General features: G+C 68.5%; 16 protein-coding genes. 11 read left to right on the forward strand and 5 right to left on the reverse strand.

The annotated features are described in order from the left end of the window. Positions 1 to 21 precede the first annotated feature (21 nt). Positions 22 to 783, reverse strand: coding sequence for an IclR family transcriptional regulator (locus CY658_RS22800; RefSeq protein WP_101492339.1), 762 nt, complete (start codon positions 781 to 783; stop codon positions 22 to 24). A 101-nt stretch (positions 784 to 884) separates the two neighbouring features. On the opposite strand from CY658_RS22800, the gene CY658_RS22805 reads away from it, so the two are divergent. From CY658_RS22805 to CY658_RS22825, 5 genes are read left to right on the forward strand one after another with little or no spacing between them, the layout of a single operon-like run. After that, positions 885 to 1,682, forward strand: coding sequence for an enoyl-CoA hydratase (locus tag CY658_RS22805; RefSeq protein ID WP_062480497.1), 798 nt, complete (start codon positions 885 to 887; stop codon positions 1,680 to 1,682). A gap of 6 nt (positions 1,683 to 1,688) precedes the next feature. After that, a complete protein-coding gene (locus CY658_RS22810; RefSeq protein WP_101492340.1) occupies positions 1,689 to 3,776 on the forward strand; it encodes an acetate--CoA ligase family protein in 2,088 nt (695 codons plus the stop codon). Positions 3,777 to 3,814: 38 nt separating this feature from the next. Beyond that, the gene (locus CY658_RS22815; protein WP_101492341.1) at positions 3,815 to 4,783 is read left to right on the forward strand and encodes a tripartite tricarboxylate transporter substrate binding protein; all 969 of its coding nucleotides are present in this window, start codon (positions 3,815 to 3,817) and stop codon (positions 4,781 to 4,783) included. 40 nt (positions 4,784 to 4,823) lie between these two features. Then, a complete protein-coding gene (locus CY658_RS22820) occupies positions 4,824 to 6,014 on the forward strand; it encodes an acyl-CoA dehydrogenase family protein (RefSeq protein ID WP_101492342.1) in 1,191 nt (396 codons plus the stop codon). 23 nt (positions 6,015 to 6,037) lie between these two features. Further along, entirely contained in the window at positions 6,038 to 7,069 is a 1,032-nt protein-coding gene (locus CY658_RS22825; protein WP_101492343.1) for an acyl-CoA dehydrogenase family protein, read from the forward strand. Positions 7,070 to 7,075: 6 nt separating this feature from the next. On the opposite strand, the gene CY658_RS22830 is transcribed toward CY658_RS22825, so the two are convergent. Then, complete coding sequence (locus tag CY658_RS22830; RefSeq protein ID WP_101492344.1) at positions 7,076 to 7,726, reverse strand: TetR/AcrR family transcriptional regulator; 651 nt, start codon at positions 7,724 to 7,726, stop codon at positions 7,076 to 7,078. Between the two features lie 118 nt (positions 7,727 to 7,844). Here CY658_RS22830 and CY658_RS22835 point away from each other — a divergent pair, with 118 nt between their 5' ends. The 5 genes from CY658_RS22835 to CY658_RS22855 all read left to right on the forward strand — a co-directional run bounded on the left by CY658_RS22835 (position 7,845) and on the right by CY658_RS22855 (position 12,836). Beyond that, positions 7,845 to 8,381 (forward strand): peroxiredoxin-like family protein, encoded by a 537-nt coding sequence (locus CY658_RS22835; protein WP_101492345.1) that lies wholly within the window; start codon positions 7,845 to 7,847, stop codon positions 8,379 to 8,381. A gap of 268 nt (positions 8,382 to 8,649) precedes the next feature. Then, on the forward strand, positions 8,650 to 10,104 hold the full coding sequence (locus CY658_RS22840; RefSeq protein WP_101492346.1) for an MFS transporter: 1,455 nt from the start codon (positions 8,650 to 8,652) through the stop codon (positions 10,102 to 10,104). A 47-nt stretch (positions 10,105 to 10,151) separates the two neighbouring features. After that, positions 10,152 to 10,811 (forward strand): aspartate/glutamate racemase family protein, encoded by a 660-nt coding sequence (locus CY658_RS22845; protein ID WP_101492347.1) that lies wholly within the window; start codon positions 10,152 to 10,154, stop codon positions 10,809 to 10,811. A gap of 214 nt (positions 10,812 to 11,025) precedes the next feature. Continuing rightward, positions 11,026 to 11,835 carry a hypothetical protein gene (locus tag CY658_RS22850; RefSeq protein ID WP_180839022.1) on the forward strand — a complete coding sequence of 270 codons (810 nt, stop codon included), beginning with the start codon at positions 11,026 to 11,028 and terminating at the stop codon, positions 11,833 to 11,835. Next, complete coding sequence (locus tag CY658_RS22855; RefSeq protein WP_101492348.1) at positions 11,832 to 12,836, forward strand: hypothetical protein; 1,005 nt, start codon at positions 11,832 to 11,834, stop codon at positions 12,834 to 12,836. The genes CY658_RS22850 and CY658_RS22855 overlap by 4 nt, the downstream gene beginning before the upstream one ends. A gap of 36 nt (positions 12,837 to 12,872) precedes the next feature. Here the strand turns inward: CY658_RS22855 and CY658_RS22860 are convergent, their stop codons facing one another. Beyond that, positions 12,873 to 13,880 carry a CbrC family protein gene (locus CY658_RS22860; protein WP_101492349.1) on the reverse strand — a complete coding sequence of 336 codons (1,008 nt, stop codon included), beginning with the start codon at positions 13,878 to 13,880 and terminating at the stop codon, positions 12,873 to 12,875. A gap of 210 nt (positions 13,881 to 14,090) precedes the next feature. Here CY658_RS22860 and CY658_RS22865 point away from each other — a divergent pair, with 210 nt between their 5' ends. Beyond that, positions 14,091 to 15,845 carry a carboxylesterase/lipase family protein gene (locus CY658_RS22865; protein WP_180839023.1) on the forward strand — a complete coding sequence of 585 codons (1,755 nt, stop codon included), beginning with the start codon at positions 14,091 to 14,093 and terminating at the stop codon, positions 15,843 to 15,845. A gap of 14 nt (positions 15,846 to 15,859) precedes the next feature. Here the strand turns inward: CY658_RS22865 and CY658_RS22870 are convergent, their stop codons facing one another. Together CY658_RS22870 and CY658_RS22875 are read right to left on the reverse strand one after the other, a co-directional pair. Then, the gene (locus tag CY658_RS22870) at positions 15,860 to 16,492 is read right to left on the reverse strand and encodes a response regulator (protein WP_101492351.1); all 633 of its coding nucleotides are present in this window, start codon (positions 16,490 to 16,492) and stop codon (positions 15,860 to 15,862) included. After that, positions 16,489 to 17,550, reverse strand: a complete 1,062-nt coding sequence (locus CY658_RS22875; protein WP_101492352.1) for a sensor histidine kinase — start codon at positions 17,548 to 17,550, stop codon at positions 16,489 to 16,491. Before CY658_RS22875 ends, CY658_RS22870 begins: the two co-directional genes overlap by 4 nt. Between the last annotated feature and the right edge of the window lie 101 nt (positions 17,551 to 17,651).

Raw genomic sequence — 17,651 nt, forward strand, 5'->3', positions numbered from 1 at the left:
CCGCGCGCGGCCTCTCGCTGATTACTTCGCCGCCTCGTTGCGCGGCAACTGCGCCTTCAACAACAGCGCCATCTCCTTCTTGCGCGCCGGCGGCAGCCGCGGCGTGATCGCGCCGAAGCTGATTGCCGCCAGCGTGGTGGCCGACGCCGCAAAGGTGCGCCCCACGCCCGACACGCCTTCGGTGAGCGTGTCCACGATGTCGGCATGGCCCGCCGCGCGCGTGCGCTTCACGGCCTGCTTCATGCGCTCGCGGGTGAAGCCGGCCTGCGCGTACTCGGTGGTGTGGCGCTCGAGGATGCGGTCGATCTCGGCGTCGGACAGCGCGGCCATCAGCGCCAGCCCGCCCGCGCCCAGGCCCAGCAGGCGGCGCCCGCCGACGTCGGTGGTGAACACCTTCACCGGAAAGTGCCCCTCTTCGCGGTGCAGGCACACGCAGTAATCGCCCTGGCGGATCACGAGGAACACGGTGTCGCCCGACATGCGCGCGAGCTTCTGCATGAGGGCGCGGCACGAGTCCACCAGCGGCACGCGGCGCATCGAGGCAAAGCCCAGTTGCATGGCGTCGATGCCCAGGCGGTAGGCCTTGCCGTCGGGGTCGCGTTCGGCGAACTGCTCCTCGGCCAGGCACGAGAGCAGGCGGTGCACGGTGGAGCGCTCCAGCCCCGAGGCGGCGATCACTTCGGTGAGCTTGATGCCTTCCTCGTGGTGCTCGGCCAGCAGGCGCAGCAGCTGCAAAGCGCGCCGCAGGCTCTGGGCGCCGGCGGTCTCTCTGGGTTCGTCCATATAGTGGGAAAAATTGGAATTAGTGTTTGGGATGCAGGAATTTCGAAGTCTAAACTGCCCTCGCCCAAGACCCAGACCAGACACAGACCCGGAGACACACGATGGCGTACGACACCCTCGAAATCGAACACCACGGCGCCGTGCGCCGCATCCTGCTGGCCCGCGATGCCCAGCGCAACGCCCAGAGCCAGCAGATGCTGGACGAGCTCATGGCCGCCTTCGACGACGCCGCGCGCGACGACACGGTGAACGCCGTGGTGCTCGGCGGCAAGGGCGCGCACTTCTCGGCCGGCCACGACCTCAAGCAGGCGCAGGCCGAGCGCGCCAACTTCACCGTGGAAGAGCGCTGGGCCTACGAAGAGCTGCGCTACTTCGACTACTCGATGCGCATCTGGGACTTTCCCAAGCCCACCATCGCGCAGGTGCAGGGCGCCTGCGTGGCGGGCGGTTTCATGATCGCCAACATGTGCGACCTGGTGGTCGCGGGCGAGTCGGCCTTCTTCAGCGACCCCGTGGGCCACACGCTGGGCGCGGCGGCCACCGAGGTGCTGATCCACCCGTGGGTGATGGGCGCGCGCAAGGCCAAGGAAATGCTCTATACCGGCGGCAAGCTGTCGGCGCAGGAGGCGCAAGCGATCGGCATGGTGAACCGTGTGGTGCCCGATGCCGAGCTGGCCGACGCTGCACTCGCGCTTGCGCAGCAGATCGCCAAGGCGCCGCCGTTCGGGCTGCGCCTGATCAAGCGTTCGATCAACCGCACGCTCGACGCGCAGGGCCTGCGCACCGCGCTGGCCGCGCACTTCGACACGCACCAGCTCTCGCACCTGAGCGAGGGCTTTCTCACGGCCCGCGACCGCGGCCTGGCTTCGGCCATCCAGAAGAACCCCGCCTCCGCCTGAATCAAGATGACCCTGCACCGCCTCGAACCCCTGCTGAACCCGGCCTCCATCGCCGTGATCGGCGCCAGCGGCAATGCCGCGCGCATCGGCGGCATGCCGCTCGCGCACCTCACGAAATTCGGCTACCAGGGCGCGATCTACCCGATCAATCCCAAGTACGAAGAAGTCTTCGGCCTGCGCTGCTGGCCCGACCTCGAAGCGCTGCCCGCCGCACCTGACCTGGTGGTGCTGGCACTGGCTGCGGCCGAGGTCACACCGATGCTGAAGCGCTGCCAGGCGCGCGGCGTGCGTGCCGTCATCGTGTATGCCGCGGGCTTTGCCGAAGCCGGGGACGCGGGTGCTGCATTGCAGGCCGAGCTGGAAGCCTTCGTGGCCACCACCGACATGGTGGTGGCGGGCCCGAACGCCATGGGCTTTGCCAACCTCAACACGCAGGCCCATACCAACTTCGCATCGGTGTTCAACACCGCGCCGATGCAGCAGGGGCCGGGCCGCGTGAGCCTGCTCACGCAAAGCGGCAATGTGTGCGCCGCGGTGTACGCCATTGCGCGGCGGCTGGGCGTGGACTTCAGCCACTTCATCAACACCGGCAACGAAGCCTGCGTGGACTTCGCGCAGTACCTCGAGTACCTGGCGCAGGACGACGCGACCGAAGTGGGCATCGGCTACATCGAAGAGCTGCGCGACGGCCCGCGCTTCATGGAGGCCGCGGCCGAGTTCGTGCGGCGCGACAAGCTGCTCATCCTCTACAAGGCCGGCGAGACCGAGAAGGGCTCCGAGGCCGTGCGCTCGCACACCTCGGCGCTGGCGGGCGACCAGCAGATCTATCAGGCGGCGTTCCGCCAGCTCAACATCATCCAGAGCCACGACTTCGCGCAGATGGCGCAGCTCGCGCACCTGGCGGGCTACCGGCAGCGCAGCGCGGGCAAGCGCGTGGCAATCATCACGATCTCGGGCGCGCTCGGCGCAATCCTGGCCGACAAGTTCATCGGCCAAGGGCTCGACGTGCCGACGCTGCCGCAGCCGCTGCAAGACCAGCTGCGCGCCGGCATTCCCGACTACGGCATGGTCTCCAACCCGGTCGACGTGACGGGCAACGTGGTGAACGACCCCGGCTTCGTGCACACGGCGATGGAAGCGCTGGCGGTGTCCGACGCGATCGACGCCATCGTGGTCTACGCGCCGGGCTACATGCTCGACCGCATGGCCGACGACCTGTGCGCCGTGGCCGAAAAGCACTCGCGCCTGATCGTCGCCATCGACACCGGCGCGGCCAAGACGCGCGAACAGTTGCGCGCAGGCGGCGTGCCGGTGTTCGAGGACATCGGCGTGGCGGTGTCGGCGTTGTCGCCCTTCCTGCTGTGGCAGGAGCGGCGCAAGCACAACCCGTGGCTGCAGGTGCGCAGCCAGCCCGCGCCCCCGCGCGCCACGCTGGCGGGCCGTGCCGACGAACACACCACCAAGCGCTACCTCGCCGAGTTCGGCGTGCAGCCGGTCGACGAGGCCGTGGCGCGCACGGCGGATGAAGCCGCGGCAGTGGCCGAGCGGCTGGGCTTTCCGGTCGTGCTGAAGGTGCTCAGTGCCGACATCGCGCACAAGACCGAGGCCGGCGGCGTGCGCCTGCGGCTGGGCAATGCGCAAGAGGTGCGCAAGGCCTTCGACGAAGTGATGGCTTCGGCGCGCGCCTACGCGCCTACGGCGCAGATCGACGGCGCGCTGCTGCAGAAGATGGAAGCGGGGCAGGCCGAACTCATCCTCGGTGCCACGCGCGACCCGGTGTTCGGCATGACGCTCACCGTGGGCCTGGGCGGCGTGCTCACCGAGCTGTACAAGGACGTGAGCCACCGCGTGCTGCCCGTCGACGCTGCCATGGCGCGCGACATGCTCGGCGAGCTCAAGGCCTTTCCGTTGCTCACGGGCTACCGCGGCCGGCCGCTGGGCGACGTCGAGGCCGCATGCCGTGCCATCGCCGGTTTTTCACGCGCCGTGCTGGCGCTGCAGGAACAGGCAGACGAGGTCGAAGTCAACCCGCTGCTCGTGAAGGAACAGGGCCAGGGCGTGCGTGCGCTCGACGCGCTGGTCCTGGCTTCGTAGACAGAACCACAACCATCGACAGAGACAGGAGACATCCCATGTTCAAGAAAGCACTGGCCTGCGTGGCCCTGGTCGCCGCCGCTTTTGCGGCCAGCACCGCCGTGGCGCAGACCTACCCGACCAAGCCGGTCACGCTCGTCGTGCCGTTCTCGCCGGGCGGCGCGGCCGACATCATGTCGCGCCTGCTCGCCGAACGGCTGCACAAGCGCCTGGGCCAGCCCGTGCTGGTGGAGAACAAGCCCGGCGCCGGCACCATGATCGCGTCGGAATACGTCGCCAAGGCCGCGCCCGACGGCCACACGCTGCTGCTCGCGGCCTCGTCGCTGGGCATTGCGCCCAGCCTCTACAGCAAGGTCAACTACGACCCCGTGAAAGACTTCGCGCCCGTCTCGCAGGTGGCCTCGGTGGTGCACGTGCTCGTGGTGCATCCGAGCATTCCGGCCAGGAACGTGGGCGAGCTCGTGAGCTGGCTCAAGGCCAACCCCAACAAGGCCAACTACGGTTCAGTGGGCGCGGGCACGTCGACGCACCTGGAGGCCGAGCTCTTCAACAGCGTGGCCGGCGTAAAGATGCAGCACATCCCGTACAAGGGCAGCGCGCCCGCGCTCACCGACATGATCGGCGGCCAGCTGCAGGTGATGTTCGACGCGTATGCGTCTTCGGGCCCCTTCATCAAGGACGGCAAGGTGCGCCTCTTGGCCGTGACCACGGCGCAGCGCTCGCAGTCGCTGCCCGACACGCCCACCGTCGCCGAGTCGGGCCTGCCCGGCTACGAAGCCATGCCGTGGCTCGGCGTGGTCGCACCGGCCAAGACGCCCGCAGCGGTCGTGAACAAGCTGCACGACGAGCTGCAGGAAGTGCTCAAGGAACCCGAGGTGAAGGACAAGTTCCGCAGCCTGGGCCTGGACATCATCGGCAACAAGCCCGACGAGTTCGCCGCGTTCCTGCGCAAGGACATCGTGAAGTGGGCCAAGGTCATCAAGGACTCCGGCGCAAAGGCCGACTGACATCCGCAGTACATCAGCAAGAACGAGAAAGCAGACAAGCATGCAAGTGGGTTATTCGGCAGAAGACGAAGCCTTCCGCCTCACGTTGCGCGACTGGTTCGAGACGCACTATCCGCGCTTCGTCGCGGCCTGGCCCGGGGGCGCGCCCGACGCCAACGAGCTGACCTGGCGCCGCGCCTGGGAAGACCACGTGTGCCAGGCCGGCTGGTCGGGCCTGGGCTGGCCTGAGGCCCACGGCGGCAAGGCCTGGCCGCTCACGCGGCAGGCGATCTTCCACGAGGAGCAGGCCCGCATCGGCGCGCCGCTGGGCGTGAACATCATCGGCCACGGCATCCTGGCGCCCACGCTGATCCACTTCGCAAGCGAGGCGCAGAAGGCGCGCTTTCTGCCGGGCATTTTGAGCAACCGCGAGATCTGGTGCCAGGGCTACTCCGAGCCCGGCGCGGGCTCCGACCTGGCGGCGTTGTCCACGCGCGCCGAGCGGCGCGGCGACCACTACGTGCTCAACGGCCACAAGGTGTGGACCTCGTTCGCACACATTGCTGACTACTGCTTCGTGCTCGCGCGCACCGACGCCGCGGCCGCGCGCCACAAGGGCATCAGCTTCCTGCTGGTCGACATGAAGAGCCCCGGCGTGCGCGTGGAACCCATCCGCCAGATCACGGGCGAGTCGGACTTCAACGAGGTCTTCTTCGACGACGTGAAGGTGCCGCTCGACGCACTCGTGGGTGAAGAGAACGGCGGCTGGCGCCTGGCGATGGCCGCCGCGAGCTTCGAGCGCGGCACCTACTTCATTCCGCGCCAGGTCCGCTTCACGCAGGAGCTGGGCGCGCTCACGCGGCTGGCGGCCAGTGTGCAGAAGGGCGGACGCCCCGCGCTCGACTGCCCGCACCTGCGGCGCGACCTCGCGCGGCTGGCGGTCGACAGCCATGTGCTCAAGCTCAAGTCGTACCGCGCGCTCACGCACGCGATGCGCGGCGGGCCGCCGGGGCCCGAAGGTTCGTCGACCAAGCTGCACTGGAGCGAGTCGCACCAGAAGCTGCTCGCCACGGCGATGGACGTGCTGGGCGAGCGCGCGCTGGCCGGCCCCGAGCCCACGGGCGCCGACCCGCAGGCCGCGGCCTGGGTGCGCGACTACCTGTGGACCCGCGCCGAAACCATCCTGGCGGGCACCTCCGAAGTGCAGCGCAACATCCTGGCCGAGCAGATGCTGGGCCTGCCCAAGAACTGACTGAAGACGACGACACGAACGCCATGGATTTCGCATTGAACGACGAGCAGCAGATGCTGCATGCGTCGGCCCACCGCTTCTTCGCCGACCACCACCCGCTCGCGCGCGCACGGCGCGCCTTGCCCTGGACCGATGCCACGCAGCAGTCGCTGTGGGCCGACATGGCCGGCATGGGCTGGATGGCGCTGCTGGTGCCCGAGGCGCACGACGGCCTGGGGCTCGGCATGAGCGAGGCCTGCATCGTGGCCGAGGCCGCAGGCCGGCAGTTGCTGAACCTGCCATTGGCCGGCAGCGCCGTGCTGTTGCCGCTGTGGCTGCAGGCGTGTGGCGACGCACCGCCCGATACGTTGCGCGGGGGGGTGCGCGCGGCGATGGCGGGCGACCGCGCCTTCCATTGCGTCGCGGAGGGCGATGCATGGATCGATCACGCGGGGCAGGCTTCGGACCTCGTAGTGGTGCAGGGCTGGCATGACGATGCCGTGCCGCTGCGTGTGGCGTTGCTGCCGATGCCGGAGGGCGTTGCATCCGATGCGCTCGACCCTACGTTGCGGCAAGCGGCGGCGACTCCTGCGCCGTCACTCGCATGGGAGACACTGCCCATCGCCCCCGAAGCACGCGCCCGCGTGCGCGCCGCCCATCGCCTCGCACTTGCCGCCGAACTCGTCGGCACCGCACAAGCCGCACTCGACCTGGCCTGCGCCTACGCCCGCGAGCGCGTGCAGTTCGGCAAAGCCATCGGCAGCTACCAGGCCATCAAGCACCAGCTCGCCAACGCCTGGATGGGCGTCGACAACGCACGCCTGGCCGTGCGCTACGCCGCTGCCGCGCTCGACGGCGGCCTGCCCGACTGGCGCTTCGCGTGCGCCGCAGCCGAGTTCTCGGCCATCGAAGGCGCGCAGCAGACCACCCGCACGGCCATCCAGGTGCATGGCGGCATGGGCTTCACCTGGGAGCACGACGCGCACCTGCACCTGAAGCGCGCGCAGCACCTGGCGACGCGCCTGGGCGGTGCGTCGCGTGCGCTGGACCGGGTCGAGGCGCTCGCGCTGGCCTGAGCGGCTTCAGGCCAGCGGCGCGGCATCTGCGCGCAGACCATCGATCAGCAGCGACAGGCTCGCCCGGAACTCGGTCTCTGCATCGCTGGCCGTGGCAGCAGTCGCGATCTCGATCAGATGGGGGAACCGGTCCGGCGGCAGCGCCTGGAACCGCGCGATGGTCTCGTCGGGCGATTCGTCGGCCTGCAGCGTGAGCGGCCCGGCGAGCTCGGCCTGCGCGGCGCCCATGATGAGCGCGGACACCGCGCGAAAACCCACGAGCAAGCGGGCACCGCTGCGGCCGCTTTGGGCCAGCGTGTGCAGCAGGGCTTCGGTCACCTCGAACACCGTCGGCGAACGGCTGCGCTTCGTGAGGATCAGCGGAATCACATGGGGATGGTCGCGGATCACGCGCCACAGCGCGATCGCGATGTCTTCCAGCGCTTCATGCCAGGGCTGGTGGCCGTCGGTCCCCCAGCGCACCTTGCCCAGCACCGCTTCGACCACCAGCATCTCCAGCTCTTCGCGTTGCGACACGTAGTTGTAGAGCGTCATGGCGCCAGTCTCCAGCCGGCTCGCCAGCGCACGCATGGTCAGGCCGGAGAGGCCGTCCGCATCGACCAGCGCCAGCGCGGCCTGCTGGAGCTGTTCACGGGTGAATTTGGCGGGACGTCCCACGCTTGACTCCGTTCTCGAAGGGGTTGTAAAGTAATAAACGTACAGTGTACTTAAAAATCGGAAGACGCTTTCCAGCAACCTGGTCCGGCGTCTTCGCAACCCTTCTGAAGGACCTTCGATGAAGTTCTCGCCCGGCGATGTGGTGCCCGCCACGGTCCTGGAAACGATCCACGGAAAGCCCTTGCAGCTGCCGGAGGCCGGCGCGCGCTGGGTCCACCTGCAGTTTCGCCGCTTCGCGGGCTGCCCGGTCTGCAACTTCCATCTGCTGACTTTTGCCCGAAGGCAAGGTGAGCTGGCGGCAGCGGGCATCCGCGAGGTCGTGCTCTTTCACTCGTCCGCTCAGGAGATGCGCAAGTACCAGGCGCAGCTGCCGTTCGACTGCGTGGCCGACCCGACCAAGAGCCACTATCGGCGCTTCGGCGTGGAAACCTCGCGGCTGGCGTTCATGCATCCGCGCGTTTTCTGGAGCGGCCTGCGCTGGATTCTTGCGACGGGCCGGTTCTACAAGCGGGCGGAGAACGGCATCACGGGTTTGCCGGCCGACCTGCTCATCGATGGGCGGGGCACCGTGGTCGCCGCCAGGTACGGCCGGCACGCAGACGATCACTGGGACGTCGACGAGCTGCTGGCGCTGGCCGGTTCGGCGAGGTCCTAGCGGCGCACGCCCTCGGTGCACGAGCGCCCGCTGCAGGTGCGTTCGCGCCCCTTTTTTTCAGTCCAACCCCTGAGGACCCACTGCCTGAGCCTGAGAAACCCCGGCACGCCGCTTGCTTGAGGCTGTCCTTGTCTGAAATTTGGATTTCAAATAATCAAAGTAGGTGAAATCCATATGCCATTCAGACGCGTTGCCGCCTACGATTCGATCCGCGACATCGGGCTGCCACGCGCAAGCAAGCACTTCATTCCTTCTTCAGAGGTTTCTCATGGCTGGACCTGCACTTTCTTCCGGGCCCGACTCGCCCCGAGTCGCCGAGCTCGATCGCGCGCTCGACACCATCGGCGTCACGCGCTCGCACCACACGATCATTTTTCTGATCCTCATCGGCTGCCTGTTCGATGCCTTCGAGCAGAACGCGGTGGGCATCGTCGGCCCCATGCTGCGCGAGCAGTGGGGGCTGAGCGCGTCGGACATCGGTTTCCTGAACACCGTCACCTTTGCCTGCGCGGCCATCGGGCGGATCATTTCGGGCTTCATTGCCGACCGCTACGGCCGCCGCGTGATGCTGTCGATCGACCTGCTGCTGTTCACGCTCGGCGCAGGCATCTGCGCGATGGCGCCCAACTTCACGGTGATGGCGCTGGGCCGCGCGGTCGTGGGCTTTGGGCTGGGCGGTGAGATCGCCATTGCCGTGACCATGCTGGCCGAGTTCTGCTCGACCAAGTTCCGCGGCACGGCCGTGGGGATGGTGAACGTGGGCGCGGGCGGGCTCGGCAACTTTCTCGCGCCGGGCTTCGGCCTGCTGGTGTTCTGGATGTTCCCGGGCGACAACGCGTGGCGCTGGCTGTTTGCCTGCCTCATGGTGCCGGCGCTGCTCGGCGCCTTCTACCGTCGCTACATCCCCGAGACGCCGCGTTTCCTGCTGTCGCAAGGCCGCGTGAAGGAAACGAATGCAGTGCTGTCGCGCCTCGCCTCGGGGCGGCTGTCGGGCAAGCCAGCGACGCCACACCCCTACATCACCGACGACGGCACGCTCGCGCAGGCCGCACGGCCGAAGGTGCGCGTGACCGAGATCTTCCGCGGCGCGCTGGCGCGGCGCACCGTGCCGCTGTGCATCACGATCTGGATGACCTACGGCGCGCAGATCTCGGTGCTCACGCTGATGCCGACCATCCTCGTGACGCTGGGCTACAGCATGTCCAAGAGCCTGCTGTTCACGATGGTGATGCAGGGCGGCAGCCTGCTGGGCGCCATTGCGGCCTCGCTGCTGGGCTTTCACTTTCCGCGCAAGCGCGTGCTCACGGCCGGCGCCGTGTGCGCCTGCCTCGCGGCGCTGACCATCGGCTTCGTGGCCAAGAGCATCGTCGTGATCCTCATTGCGGGCGCGGTGTTCCAGTTCTTCGTGCTGCTGCTGAACACCACCATCTGGATCTTCGCGCCCGAGCTGTACCCGACGCGCGTGCGCGCCTTCGGCACGGCCTTCATCCTTGCGACGGGCACTGCGGCAGGCGCGTTGATGCCGCTGGTCGCAGGCCGCTTGTTCGATGCCTTCGGGCTGGTCGGTGTGTTCGGCCTGGCCGCTGCGATGTACGCGGTGTTCGTGATCAGCGTGCAGTGCGTGCCCGAGACCTACGGCCAGTCGCCCGATGCGCTGCCGTTGCCCGGCGAGGCCGAGCCTGAAGCGCGTGCGCCTGACGCGACGCTGGCCCGTTCGAACTGAGCCGCGCAGCGACCGATCTCCCAAGACAAAAGAAAGCGCCTTTCCGCATGCCCGACATCCTGCTCATCAACCCCAACGCATCCGTCGCGACCACCGACATGATGGTCGGCATTGCGTCCGCCGAAGCTCCCGCCGGTTGCCGCGTGACCGGCCGCACCGCGATGCAGGGCCCGCCGATGATCGTCAACGAAGACGAGCTGAACGCGGCGGCGCTCGAGGTGCTGAAGGTGTGGCGCGCGGCAGCCGGCGAGGGTTGGGACGGCGTGATCGTCAGCGCCTTCGGTGACCCCGGCGTGGAGCTGCTGCGGCGCGAAGCCGGAGTGCCCGTGGTCGGCATCGCCGAAGCCTCGATGCTCGCGGCGGGCGAGGGCGGCCGGCGCTTCGGCATCGCCACCGTCACGCCCGACCTCGTGGTGCCGATCGAGGCACGCGCCGCGGCGCTCGGACTGCGCGCGCAGTACAGCGGCATCCGCTTGACGCAGGGCGATCCGCGTGCGCTCGCGGCCGATGCGCACGCGCTCGAAGAGGCACTGGCACAAGCCGTGCAACGCTGCATCGACGACGACGGCGCGCAGGCCGTGATCATCGGCGGCGGTCCGCTCGGGCAGGCCGCACTGGCGTTGACGCCGCGCTTCGACGTGCCGGTGATCGCACCGATCGGCGCTGCGATGCGGCTGCTGTGTTCGAAGCTCGCGGTCACACCGTGAGACGATCGTCGCAGCGATGAGATGCGAGGCGTTTGGGCAATGAACGCCTTCTAGAATCAAACGACACACTTGTCCGAAAACATCGGGCAAGCCGCATCGTTCGTTTTCTTTTTTCATGCCTCACTTTCGACCGCGTTCCGCTTTCCTCGCTTTCCTTCTTCTCTCTTCCTTCGGCGCTGTCGCTCAACAAAACGCGACACCCCAACTCGTCCTCGTGCCGAACCACGAACGCGTGAAGGAATCCTCCCAGGCCCCCGCACTCGACCTTGCCGTGACGCGCTTCGCGGGCATGGCGTCAGGCTCGTACTACTGGCCTGAAGGCCTGCTGGCCGAGCAGCTGATCTCGGGCCTGGCCTCGCGTCCCGACCGCAAGCAGCAGGCGCTGCCTGAAGGCCAACGACTGCTTTCGTCGTACCGCCGGCCCTACGACGGCGGCGAGCGCGCGGCCGTGCTGGTCGACGACCGCAGCGGCGACGTGCTGGCTGCCGCGCTGGTGCATCGCAGCTGCGGCAAGGACTCGTCGTCGAGCGGTTGCCTCGACGACCAGCACGCCGTGCTCTCGGTCTTTTTGCGCCCCGGCTTCGATCGCACCAAGGCGCAACCGCTGGTCGCATGGAGCCAGCAGGTTCCCGACCGCATGCAGGGCGGCGAGGGCGTGGGCGAGAAGATCGCCACCACCGAGTACGTCACGATGGACGCCGCGCGCACCACGGCGCGCCCGATCGTGCGGCCCAACAAGGCTTTCTCCGCGCAGGTGCCGCTGTACCCCAAGGCGCTGATCTACGGCACCGCGCAAGACGCGCTGAGCGACGCCAAGGCCAAGCGCGTGCTGCGCCTGCAGACCGTCGACACGCCGGAGCAGGTGCTGGCGTTCTACAAGCAGCTGTCGCCGCCGCTGAAGGACATCGAGTCCAGCAACGGCTTCATCGCCGGCAGCCGCGACGGCCTGAGCTTCTCCGTCAGCACGACGATCCCGCGCGACATGCCCGCGATCACGAACATCGAAGTGGAAATTTCCGAATGAAGAAGACCTTGATTCAGTCGGCGCTGGCGTCGCTTGTGTTCGCCTGCGCGCTCACCGCTCACGCACAAGATGCTGCAGCGCCCGTCACGACGGAGCTGCCGCCACCCGCGCTGCGCCTGAGCGAGCAGACGCGCATCCGCAGCGCCGTGATCGGCCTGGTCGGCTACGCGCGCGGCAGCTACACCGAGCCCGACACGCTGATCGCGCAGCAGCTGCTCGAGGGCATGCGCTCGAAGTTCGATGTCACGCGCACCGTGTGGCCCGACGGCCGCCAGGTTATTGCGTCCGTCAGCGGCGGTGGTCACGGCGAAGAGCGCGCCGCCATGCTGATCGATGCCGACGGCCGCGTGCAGGCGGTGGGGCTGGTCAACGGCCACTGCCGCGCAGCCGCGAAGCGCGACGATCCCAAGGTGTGCAACCCCTTGCCGCAGACCGTGCTGTCGGTCTTCCAGCATGCGGGTGCCAGCCAGGTCGACGCCGCGCCGCTGGTGGCCTGGAGCAAGCAGCTGCCCTCGTACCTCGCGGCCATGGCCGAGAGCGACGATCCGGCGGACGTGGCGGCTGCGCAGAAGATCGCCAGCGTCGAATACATCACCGGCCAGCCCAATGTGCCGGGCTGGCGCGTCGCGCAGTTGCCGCCGGGCTTCCCCGCGTCGCTGCATCCGATGCTCGTGCAGACGGCCGAGGTGAACAGCTCGGCCAGCGCCGGCAAGATCGTGCTGCCCAAGGGCCTGGCCGGCCTGCCGATGCGCACGGCCTACGAGCGCTCGCAGCGCCCCGAGGCGCAGTTGCCCGATGCCGAGGTCACGCTGCGCAGCTACGAGCCGATCGCCAAGCTGGTCGACACCTACCGCGAACTCGCCAAGGGCGCGACGCTGGACGAAGAGGGCCGCGAGGTCGTCTTCAACGGCACCGACGGCGCGGGCCGCTACAGCGTGCGCCTGCGCGACGCGAAGGAAACCGGCGTGTTCATCACCGTGGCGAGCTGGAAGCGCAAGTAGCAACAGCAACCGCTGCTGCTGCGAGAACCCGGCGGCTCAGCTGCAATCGCTGTAGCCGCCCAGCGTGTCGCAGTGCAGGCAGCGGAACACGTAGACCGCGGCGTGGCGCTCGCGCGAGGGCGTGGCAAGCAGCCACTGCCACTCGGCCTCGGTCGGCAGCTGTTCCTGCGCCTGCATGTCCTGCTTGAACGCGCGCGCCGACTCGGAGGCCAGCAGCGCGCGGTCGACATGCTCGATCTCGCCGAGAAAGCATCCCGCGTCGTTGCAGTGCGCCCACCACTGCTCCTGCTGGTAGCTGAAGAAGCTGGGCGTGCGCCGGGACACCTCGTCCACCACCGCCGGCGGCAGCGCGACCTCGCCCATGCCGACGGAGGCGGCGTCGTTGAATTCGCCGTCGAACTTCGCCGCGGCCGAGCCGTCGGCGATGCACCAGGGGCAGAACTGCGAGGCATCGCCCACGGCGTAGAAGCTGCCGTCGTAGATGTAGCCGGTCGCCCGCCCGCAGCATTCGCAGGTGTCGCCCGCCGTGCGCATCACGCCGGATTCGAAAGGATCTGCGTAATAGCGGAAGACCGGCAACGCGCGCGACGGGTCGGGCTGCACGGCTTCGGGCGTGCGCCGCTGCGCCATGGCCGCACGCAGGTCGCTCGCATAAGGCGCGGACCAGCGGGCGGTGTGGGCCTCGAACAGGAAGATCTCGTCGCCAATAACGCCTGTGGCTTCGTCGCGCAGCACCAGCAGTTGGCGGCTCATCGTGTAGTCGTGCGCGATGCTGAGGCCGTGACGCGGAAAGTGCGTGTTCCGCAGCGCGATCTGCGTGAAGTGAAGAATGTCTTCTGCCGTGCGCTTGAGCTGCTTGCGGTCGCTGCTGTCGCGCACCGGGTGCAGCTGCCACTCGGCATCGCGCCGCTGCGGATCGCCGAAGCGGCCGCCGTTGATGGTGGCGTAGCAGTGGCGCAAGACCGGGGGCAGGGCGGTGCCGAGCTTTTCTTCCAGCGCGCGCAGGGCGTGTTCGGGAGCGGGGGGCGCGTCGTGTGAATGCATGGCGATGGGACAAGGCAACGAGGGGACGCCGTCGAGTATGCCGAACGGATGAGCGGCCTTGCATGGCCCTTTGCGGCCCGGATGTCAATCGGCGGATTCTTGCTGCGGCCCTCCGATGACACCGAGGCGGCGGCGCGGGGTGCTCACGAGAATCGATGCATGACCCTGGCCGTCAGAGCCTGCCGCATCCACCTCGAGGAGACAACCACCATGCATCGCTGCCGTTCCCTTCCAGGCCTTTTGCGCCTGCTGCTTCGCACCACGGTCCTGTGGGCGTTCGCCGTGCTCGCGGTGCCCGCGCTGGCCGCCTACAACCAGAGCCTCACGCGCACGCTCGACGCGGGCCAGATCTACGGCAAGGTTGCCGCCAACAACACGCACGCCTTCCTGGGCATTCCATTCGCGCAGCCGCCGGTCGGCAACCTGCGCTGGCGCGCCCCGCAGCCGCCGCAGCCGTGGAGCGGCGCGCGCGCCGCGACCACGCTGGCCGGCATGTGCGCGCAGGTCGGCAACCCCTTCGGCGAGCCCGATCCGGCCACCTTCGGCCAGCCTGTGGGCACGGAGGACTGCCTGTACCTCAACGTGTGGCGCCCGAACTCCAGCGCCGAGAACCTGCCGGTGTTCTTCTGGATCCACGGCGGCAGCAACACGAAGGGCTCGGCGCGCGAGCCGGCCTACGACGGTGCCTACCTGGCGCAGAAGGCCAACATGGTGGTGGTCACGGTGCAGTACCGCATGGGCATGCTGGGCTGGCTGAACCATCCGGCGATGAAGACGGGCAACGCGCTGGACGACTCGGGCAACTTCACCACGCTCGACCTCGTGCGCGCGCTCGACTGGGTGAAGGCCAACGCCCGCGCCTTCGGTGGCAACCCGGGGCTGGTGACGGTGGCGGGCCAGTCGGCCGGCTGCATCAACACCTGGGGCCTGCTGCAGTCGCCGCTGGCCGACGGCAAGTTCCATCGCGCGGTGTGCATGTCGGGCGTGCCCAACGCCTACCCGCCGGTGGTGGGCACGCTGGCGGCCGACTCGCTCATCGACAGCCTGCTGGTCGACACCGGCCGCGCCTCCACGGCGTTGCAGGCCGCGGCACAGCGCGTGACGATGAGCCAGTCCGACATCGCCGCGCTGCTGCGCGGCGCGAGCGCGGCGCAGATCATGAAGTTCACGCCCAGCCCCGTGGTGCCGGGCCACTTCACCGACGGCACCGTGATCCGCGCGAGCGGGCTGCCCGGCCTGATTGCGGGCAACTACAACAAGATGCCGCTGATGATCGGCTCCACGCACGACGAGGGCTCCTACTTCGCCTTCCTGTTCGGCATGGGCCAGCCGTCGCAGCAGGAGTTCTGGAACCTCGCCAACTACGCGGCGCCCGGCACCGTCACCTTCAACCAGCTGATCAAGCCCGAGTTCCAGCCGATCTACACGCAGACCCATGAAGTGATCAGCTACGCGCTGGACAACGTGATCGACAACGTGATCCGCGTGCTGCGCCTGCAGAACGGCGACATCTACCGCTACAACTACAACTGGGACGACACGCCGCAGCCCTGGAAGGACACCTTCGGCGCGTTCCACGGCATCGACGTGGCGGCGCTGTTCGGCAACTTCGTGACCGACGAGCCGAACTTCATGCGCTTTGCCTGGAGCAGCGCGAACGCCAGCAGCCGCAAGGCGCTGTCGGACAAGTTCATCGGCCACACGGCGAGCTTCGCCCGCTACGGCGCACCGAGCCGCATGTTCGATGGCCAGACGACCTGGAACAACTGGACCAATTTCGTGTGCCTGCTGTGCAGCAAGCGGATGGTCTTCGACAACCAGCCGCGCATGTCGGCCGACGACTACCTGTTCTTCTGGCCGCGCTATTCGCTGCTGTCGCCGCAGCAGCGCGAGTTCCTGTTCCAGCAGATCGACTTCAACGCGCTGCCCGACTCCGTCGATCCGTTGCGCAACGGCACCCGCTGAGTTCCTGACGCGACCTACTGAATGATCCCGTGGCGCACTGCATAGAGCACCAGCTCCGCCGTGCTGGCCACGCCCAGCTTGTCGAGGATGTTGCTGCGGTGCGTGCTCACGGTCTTCACGCTGATGAGCATCTCGTCGCCGATGGCGGTGAGCGAGATGCCCTTGAGCATCATGAGCATGATCTGGTGCTCGCGCACCGTGAGCCGCTGGTGCGCGGGGCGGTCGTCGCGGCCTTCGAGCTGGCCACTGACCTGCGAGGCGGCGCGCGCGCTCAGGTACTGGCCGCCGGCCGCCACGCAGCGGATGGCGCGCACCAGCTCGGCGGGCTCCGCATCCTTGGCGATGTAGCCGCGCGCACCGGCCTGGATGGCGACCAGCGCGTACTGTTCCTCGGCGTACATCGACAGCATGAGCACCGGCAGCGCGGGCTGCGCGGCGCGCATCGAGGCCAGCACCTCCAGGCCGTTGCGGCCTTCCATGTTGATGTCGAGCAGCACCACGTCGAAGCGGCGCTGGCGCACGAGCTCGAGCGCCTCGGCGCCGTTGCCGGCCTCGGCCGTGGTGCGCAGGTCGGTCTCGTCGAGCAGCAGGCGCTGCAGGCCCGAGCGGAAGATCGTGTGGTCGTCGACCATCAGGATGTCGATCATGCGGCGCCGCTCTCCTGGTGCAGCGGCACGCTCAGCGCGAGCCGCGTGCCCGCGCCGGGCGCCGAGCGGATGTGCAGCTCGCCGCCGATCTCGCGTGCGCGCTCGCGCATGCTCAACAGGCCGAGCGCGCTGCCCTCGGGCGCGTCGACGTCGAAGCCGCAGCCGTCGTCATGCAGCGTGAGGCGCAGGCGCTCGCCTTCCACGCGCAAGCGCACGTCGACGTGCTGCGCCTTCGAGTGGCGCGAGACGTTCGTCAGGCCTTCCTGGAAGATGCGGTAGACCGCCGTTGCGTGTTTGGGCGCAAGCCGCAGCGCGGGCGCGTCGGCGTCCAGCGAATGGGGCACGCCCGAGCGCCGCGTGAAAGCCTGCAGCTCGTTCGCGAGCGCCACCGACAGGTCGAGGTGGTCGAGCGCGCTGGGGCGCAGCGCTTCGGAGATCTGCTTCACCGTGTCGATGGTCTGCTGCGTGAGCGCGATCAGGCCCTGCGTGAGCGCCTGCACCTCGGGGTTGTCGGCGCGGCGCTGGATGCGCGTGGCGTCCATCTTGATCGAGGTCAGCATGCCGCCGAGCACGTCGTGCACATCGCGTGACAGCGCCAGCCGTTGTTCCTCGAGCTTGTTGGCGGTGTAGGCGGCCAGCGCCTGCAGCTGCTCGCGCGAGCGCTGGCGTTCTTCCTCGTGGCGCACGCGCTCGGTCACGTCGACGCCCACGCCCATCACGGCGGGCCGGCCGCGGTAGGTGATGCGCGAGCCGTGCACTTCGACGAAGCGCACGCGGCCGTCGCGGTGCAGGCCGCGCGTGATGAAGTGCATGCTCGGCGGCAGCCCCGCCAGCCGGGCGCTGATGCGCGAGCGCACCACCTCGAGAAAGTCGGGCGGCACGATCTGCGCGAGCGACATGCCGGTCGCTTCTTCGGCCGTGTAGCCCGCGATGCCGGCCCAGGTCGCGTTGCAGTACACGAAGCGGTCGTCCTGGATCACGTAGATGCCCGCGACCATCTGTTCCACGATGGTGTCGAAGGGAATGTCCGGCAGGCGCTCGGGTGCGGGATCGGTCATGGGGTGGGCGGTGGCGCGCTGGATGATAGGACGCGGGCCGTGCCACGCACCCCGCGCCCGAGGGTTTGCGAGCAGCAGGGTTCCCCGTAGCGTCGGCCGGA

The organism is Variovorax sp. RO1, from assembly GCF_002849325.1.
GTDB lineage: Bacteria > Pseudomonadota > Gammaproteobacteria > Burkholderiales > Burkholderiaceae_C > Variovorax.